Origin of the sequence: Intrasporangium sp., assembly GCF_051961875.1 — a bacterium.
GTDB lineage: Bacteria > Actinomycetota > Actinomycetes > Actinomycetales > Dermatophilaceae > Intrasporangium_A.
In genome coordinates this window covers 1-4,125 of the sequence record NZ_JBQCCV010000283.1, presented here as the reverse complement: position 1 = coordinate 4,125, position 4,125 = coordinate 1, and the positions used below count along the sequence as shown (strand labels likewise).

Genomic DNA, 4,125 nt, shown 5'->3' with positions numbered 1-4,125 from the left:
CCGCGGCCGACGGCCTCCTTCCACGTCGAGGTCCGGGCTGGGGCGCAGCGGCTCGGCCGTCTCGAGGTGCACGGTGCCGAGACGACACGACGGAGAGCTGTGGCTGAGCGCGCGGCGCTCGCCGTGGCGATCCAGCTCGGTCCGGCCACGCGACAGGGGAGCCTGCCGTCCTGGGGCCAGTCGATCGTCACCGACCTCGCCGCGGGCGAGCTCCTGTCGGACGGGGAGCTCGCGGACCGGTGCCGGGCGGCGGACTGGCCGCTCCTCCCCGGGACGCACCTGCTCGTGATGTGCGTCGATGTCGAGGCGCGCACCCCGCCGGCGCAGCTGCTGCCTGCGGTCCAGGACGCCGCCCGGGCAGAGCTCGGGCCCTGCCTGGTCGGGACGGTCGAGCACGGTGTCATCGTCGTCGCCCGGGGCTGGACCACGCCGGCCCGGGCCCGGTGGCGTTCGGTGGGCGAGAGGGTGCTGGCGGCCCTTCGGGCGAAGGGGCATGGACCAGCGGTCCGGACGGTGGGTCTCGCCGACCCGGTCGCTGAGCCGGGGGATGCGGCTCGAGCGGTGGCCCGGGCCCGTCAGGTCACTCACCTCGCTCGACGGAGCGGAGTCCGGGGCCGTGTGCTCGCCCCCAGTGATATGGCCGCCTACGGCTTCCTCGCCACCCACGCAGACGCTGCCCAGCTCGCGGGCTTCGTCGAGGGAGTCCTGGGGCCGCTGTTCGAGCATGAGTCACGGACTGGGGCTCGCCTCGTCGAGACGGTCGAAGCGCTGCTGCGCTCCGGGATGTCGAAGGCGCGGGCCGCGGACGTGCTCGGCATCCGACGCCAGTCCGTCTATGCCAGGGTCGAGCGCGCGGAGGACCTGCTCGGAGCCCGCCTCGACGACCCGGACGTGCAGCTGGCCGTCGGCATGGCTCTGGTCGCGTGGCGGCTACGGACCGGGGGCCGGCTCGACCCCGGGGGTCGGCCAGCCCGGCTCGCCGGGAAGCGGGGCTGAAGCCAGCGAGCAGGCCCGCCGAGAGCCGATCTGGGCGCCTCCGGCGTCGCGTCCCACAGCGATGTGGAAAGATCGGGCGACCCCATGTTGCGCTGCCCACAAGGAGCACCCATGACCGAACTGCTCGCCCCACCGCGCCGTCGGCGCGTCCTGCTCAAGCTGTCGGGCGAGGCGTTCGGTGGAGGACGGGTCGGCGTGGACCCCGCGGTCGTCCAGTCCATCGCGCGCCAGATCGCCCCCCCGGTCAGCGAGGGGGTGCAGGTGGCGATCGTGGTCGGCGGCGGCAACTTCTTCCGCGGTGCCGAGCTGCAGCAGCGCGGGATGGACCGCACCCGCGCCGACTACATGGGCATGCTCGGCACGGTCATGAACTGCCTCGCCCTGCAGGACTTCCTCGAGAAGGAGGGCATCGAGACCCGCGTGCAGACGGCGGTCCAGATGACCCAGGTCGCCGAGCCCTACATCCCGCGGCGCGCGATCCGGCATCTCGAGAAGGGACGGGTCGTCATCTTCGGCGCAGGCGCCGGGATGCCGTTCTTCTCCACGGACACCGTGAGCGCCCAGCGCGCCCTCGAGATCAAGTGCGACGTCGTGCTGATGAGCAAGAACGGGGTCGACGGCGTCTACGACTCCGACCCCCGGCTCAACCCGGAGGCCCGCAAGCTCGACACCGTCACCTTCAACGAGGCGATCTCGGACGGCCTCAAGGTCGTCGACGCCGCGGCCTTCAGCCTCTGCATGGAGAACAAGCTGCCGATGCTCGTCTTCGGTATCGAGGGGCCCGATAACGTCACCCGCGCGCTGCGTGGTGAGAAGATCGGCACGCTGGTCGTCAACGCCTGAGGGCTCGGCACGGGCCGACCCAGCACCTGCACACCACCGACACACCCATAGGGGACGAGGAAGAGCGCCATGATCGACGAGACCATGTTCGAGGCCGAGGAGAAGATGGACAAGGCCGTCGAAGTCGTCAAGGAGGACTTCGCCAATATCCGCACGGGGCGCGCCAACCCGGGCCTGTTCAACAAGCTCCTCGTGGACTACTACGGCGCGCCGACTCCGCTGCAGCAGCTCGCGTCGTTCCAGAACCCCGAGGCGCGCACGATCCTCGTCATCCCCTTCGACAAGTCGGCGATGCACGCCATCGAGAAGGCGATCCGCGACAGCGACCTGGGAGTCAACCCCAGCAGTGACGGCCATCAGATCCGCTGCATCATGCCGGAGCTGACCGAGGAGCGGCGCCGCGACTACATCAAGCTCGCCCACACGAAGGCCGAGGAGGCCCGCGTGGCGGTGCGCAACATCCGTCGCAAGGCGAAGACCGACATCGACAGGCTCGTCAAGGACGGCGAGGTCGGCGAGGACGAGGGTGCGCGCGCGGAGAAGGACCTCGAGGGCCTGACCAAGAAGCACACCGACCTCATCGACACCCTCGCGAAGGCCAAGGAGTCCGAGCTGATCGAGGTCTGACCTCCGACGCTCGCCATCATGTCCAGCCCAGAGCCGGCCGGCACTCGTAGGTCCCGTCGCGAAGAGAAGCCGTCACGCGCGGGACGCGACCTCAAGGCCGCCATCGGGGTCGGGGTGGGCCTCGGCATCGTCATCGTCGTGACGCTCCTCGTGAAGAAGGAGTCCTTCCTCGTCGTCGTCGCGGCCGCTATCGCCGTCGGCGTGTGGGAGATGCGCCATGCCCTGACCCACCAGGGAGTCAGGCCGCCCCTCGTCCCGGCGGTTGTCGGTTCGCTCGCGATGCTCTGGGCCGCCTACGTGCATGGGCCGGGTGGGCTCGTGCTCGCGTGGTGCCTCACGGCGGCCGCGGTGGTGATCTGGCGCGGCGCCGGGCCGCTCGACGGCGCCGCCCGGGACGTGCTCGGCGGTGTTCTCATCACCGCCTACCCGGCCCTGCTCGCCGGCTTCGCCGTGTTGCTCCTCGCCGCCGAGGACGGCGTCGGCCGCGTGTTCGTCTTCCTCATCATCACGGTCTGCAGCGACGTCGGTGGCTACGCGGCGGGCGTCCTGTTCGGCAAGCACCCGATGGCGCCGACGATCAGCCCGAAGAAGTCCTGGGAGGGCTTCAGCGGCTCCGTGCTGCTCTGCGTCATCGGTGGGGCGCTCACGGTCTGGCTGCTCCTCGAGCACCCTTGGTGGGTCGGCGTCCTGCTCGGCGTCGCCGTCGCCGTCGCGGCGACCATCGGGGACCTGATGGAGTCCCTCATCACGCGCGACCTGCGGATCAAGGACATGTCCAACATCCTGCCCGGGCACGGAGGCGTGATGGACCGGCTGGACTCGCTGGTCGTCGTCGCCCCGATGGTCTGGGCGGTGCTCAGCCTCCTGGCTCCGCAGGCAGCCTGACGCCGGCACAGCGGCCCGATTTGGTCGCGCCTGAGAGAATCGAGGTGCGATGACCGAGAACCTGCCCCAGAGCACCTCCACACCAGCCGTGCAGCTGCCCATGCCGACCACCTCCAGGCCGACCCCCGGGCAGCTGACCTTCCGTGCCCCCCGCCGAGGCAAGCCGCCGCGCCACCTGGCCGACTTCAGCCCGGCAGAGCGCAAGGACGCCGTCGAGTCCCTCGGCCACAAGGGCTTCCGCGCCAAGCAGCTCTCGACCCACTATTTCGAGCGCCTCGTCGCGGACCCGGAGGAGATGACCGACCTGCCCAAGGCCGTGCGCACCGAGCTCGTCCACGACCTGCTCCCGACGCTGCTCACGCCGGTCGTCCGGCGCCAGGCCGACGACGGGGAGACGATGAAGTACGCATGGCGCCTCCACGACGGCGCCATCGTCGAGTCGGTCCTCATGCGGTATCCGGGCCGTGTCACCATCTGCATCTCCAGCCAGGCCGGCTGCGGCATGAACTGCCCGTTCTGCGCCACCGGCCAGGCGGGCCTCACGCGCAACCTCTCCACGGCCGAGATCGTCGAGCAGGTCGTCTGGGCAGCGCGCGCGCTCCGGCATGGGGAGCTGGCCGGCGGCGACGACGCCGACCGGGAGGAGCCCCTGCGGGTCAGCAACGTGGTCTTCATGGGCATGGGGGAGGCGCTCGCGAACTACAAGGCGGCCATCGGCGCGATCCGTCGCCTCACCGACCCGGCCCCCGACGGCCTCGGTATGTCGGCCCGCGG

At 70.9% G+C, this 4,125-nt stretch carries 4 protein-coding genes and 1 pseudogene; all 5 read left to right on the top strand.

Features of this window, described 5'->3' with window-relative positions; genetic code table 11:
* The coding region (locus ACTHJJ_RS17775; RefSeq protein WP_440304278.1) for a helix-turn-helix domain-containing protein at window positions 1–996 on the top strand (996 nt) is incomplete at its 5' end.
* 111 nt (window positions 997–1,107) lie between these two features.
* A complete protein-coding gene (gene pyrH, locus ACTHJJ_RS17770) occupies window positions 1,108–1,839 on the top strand; it encodes a UMP kinase (RefSeq protein ID WP_440304277.1) in 732 nt (243 codons plus the stop codon).
* 69 nt (window positions 1,840–1,908) lie between these two features.
* Window positions 1,909–2,466, top strand: coding sequence for a ribosome recycling factor (gene frr, locus ACTHJJ_RS17765; RefSeq protein ID WP_440304276.1), 558 nt, complete (start codon window positions 1,909–1,911; stop codon window positions 2,464–2,466).
* Between the two features lie 18 nt (window positions 2,467–2,484).
* A complete protein-coding gene (locus tag ACTHJJ_RS17760; protein ID WP_440304275.1) occupies window positions 2,485–3,351 on the top strand; it encodes a phosphatidate cytidylyltransferase in 867 nt (288 codons plus the stop codon).
* Between the two features lie 49 nt (window positions 3,352–3,400).
* Window positions 3,401–4,125 (top strand): annotated as a pseudogene (locus tag ACTHJJ_RS17755) (23S rRNA (adenine(2503)-C(2))-methyltransferase RlmN); the annotation flags it as partial.

Coding starts and splice junctions, on each gene's coding strand:
- ACTHJJ_RS17760 (WP_440304275.1), top strand. CDS start 2,485: ATGTCCAGCCCAGAGCCGGCCGGCACTCGTAGGTCCCGTCGCGAAGAG.
- frr (WP_440304276.1), top strand. CDS start 1,909: ATGATCGACGAGACCATGTTCGAGGCCGAGGAGAAGATGGACAAGGCC.
- pyrH (WP_440304277.1), top strand. CDS start 1,108: ATGACCGAACTGCTCGCCCCACCGCGCCGTCGGCGCGTCCTGCTCAAG.